General features: G+C 74.7%; 2 protein-coding genes and 1 riboswitch. Both genes read left to right on the top strand.

The window, feature by feature from the left end:
- The first annotated feature begins 178 nt into the window (after window positions 1-178).
- Window positions 179-847 (top strand): ribulose-phosphate 3-epimerase, encoded by a 669-nt coding sequence (gene rpe, locus L0B03_RS17590; RefSeq protein ID WP_250448271.1) that lies wholly within the window; start codon window positions 179-181, stop codon window positions 845-847.
- Between the two features lie 44 nt (window positions 848-891).
- Window positions 892-1034, top strand: a riboswitch (FMN riboswitch).
- Between the two features lie 102 nt (window positions 1035-1136).
- Window positions 1137-1585, top strand: a 449-nt coding sequence (locus L0B03_RS17585; RefSeq protein ID WP_374205023.1) for a bifunctional diaminohydroxyphosphoribosylaminopyrimidine deaminase/5-amino-6-(5-phosphoribosylamino)uracil reductase RibD, incomplete at its 3' end; no start/stop codon positions are given.

The raw sequence follows: 1585 nt of genomic DNA, 5'->3' as shown, positions 1-1585 counted from the left end.
GTCGACCAGCTCGACGCGCGCGAGGCGGTGCGTGCCGTCGCCGGGGCCGAGCTGCCGCTGGGGCCCGGGCCCCACGTCCAGCTGTGGCCGCACGTGCACGGCACCGACGCGATGTTCCTCGCGCTGCTGCGGCGCCGTCCCCAGGACGGCACGACCACCGACGCGGGAGACTGAGCCCATGGACATCCTCGTCTCGCCGAGCATCCTCGCCTCCGACTTCTCCGACCTCGCCGGGGAGCTCGGCCGGATCAGCACCGCCGACTACGCGCACGTCGACGTCATGGACAACCACTTCGTGCCCAACCTGACCCTCGGGCTGCCCGTGGTGGAGCGGCTGGTCCAGGTCTCGCCGGTCCCGATCGACACCCACCTCATGATCGAGGACCCGGACAGGTGGGCCCCCGGGTTCGCCGAGGCCGGCGCGGCCTCGGTCACCTTCCACGCCGAGGCCGCCCAGGCGCCGGTCCGGCTGGCCCGGGAGCTGCGACGCCTCGGCGCACGGGCCGGGATGGCCCTGCGCCCCGCGACCCCCGTCGAGCCCTTCGTCGACCTGCTCCCCGAGCTCGACATGCTGCTGGTGATGACCGTGGAGCCCGGCTTCGGCGGCCAGTCGTTCCTCGACGCGACCCTGCCCAAGATCCGTCGGACCCGCCACGCGATCACCGAGGCCGGGCTCGACGTGTGGGTCCAGGTCGACGGCGGCATCTCGGCCGAGACCGTCGAGCGGGCCGCCGAGGCCGGCGCCAACGTCTTCGTGGCGGGCTCGGCCGTGTACGGGGCCGAGGACGCCGCCGGGGCGATCGACGAGCTGCGCGAGAGCGCCAGGGCGGCGCACGCGCACGGATAGGTCCGTGCGAGCAGGAGCGTTGTGGCAGACTTGGCGCAGAACACGTACGTGCTCCGGGGTCGGTGAAAGTCCGAGCCGGCGGTGACAGTCCGCGACCCGGTCCAGGGCGCCTCACGGCGTCAGGACCGGTTGACCTGGTGAAACTCCAGGACCGACGGTGAAAGTCCGGATGGGAGGAAGCACGTGACGTCCGTCGTACAGGCCGTCGAGCCCGCACCGGCGCGACGTCGTGTCGCGGCGTCCCGTCGTGCACACCCCGGAGCCTTGAGCGCACCGGAGGTGGGCACGCATGGACAGCACGGGCGAGGGCGGGCCCACGGGGCCGGGCACCACGGCGTCGGACACCGCAGGTCTGGCCACCACTGACCTCATCCCCACCATGCGCCGCGCCTTCGAGCTGGCTCGCCGTGGGCCGGCCCACGGCCCGAACCCGCGGGTCGGCTGCGTCCTGCTCTCCCCGGCCGGCCAGGTGCTGGGGGAGGGGTGGCACCGTGGCGCCGGGACACCTCACGCCGAACCCGCGGCGGTGCGTGCCGCCCAGGAGGCGGGGGCCGAGACCCGGGGGGCGACCGCCGTCGTCAGCCTCGAGCCCTGCTCCCACACCGGACGGACGGGCCCGTGCACCGAGGTGCTGCTCGCTGCCGGGGTCGGCCGGGTCGTGCACGCCGTGGAGGACCCGGACCCCGCCGCGGCCGGTGGTGCAGCCACCCTCCGTGCCGCCGGGGTCGAGGTGCAGGG

The sequence above is a fragment of the Actinotalea sp. C106 genome, from assembly GCF_023630195.1.
GTDB lineage: Bacteria > Actinomycetota > Actinomycetes > Actinomycetales > Cellulomonadaceae > Actinotalea.
This window is presented reverse-complemented; position numbering and strand designations above follow the sequence as displayed.

Excerpts from the sequence above, each read along its gene's own strand:
- rpe (WP_250448271.1), top strand. The coding sequence starts at position 179 with ATGGACATCCTCGTCTCGCCGAGCATCCTCGCCTCCGACTTCTCCGAC.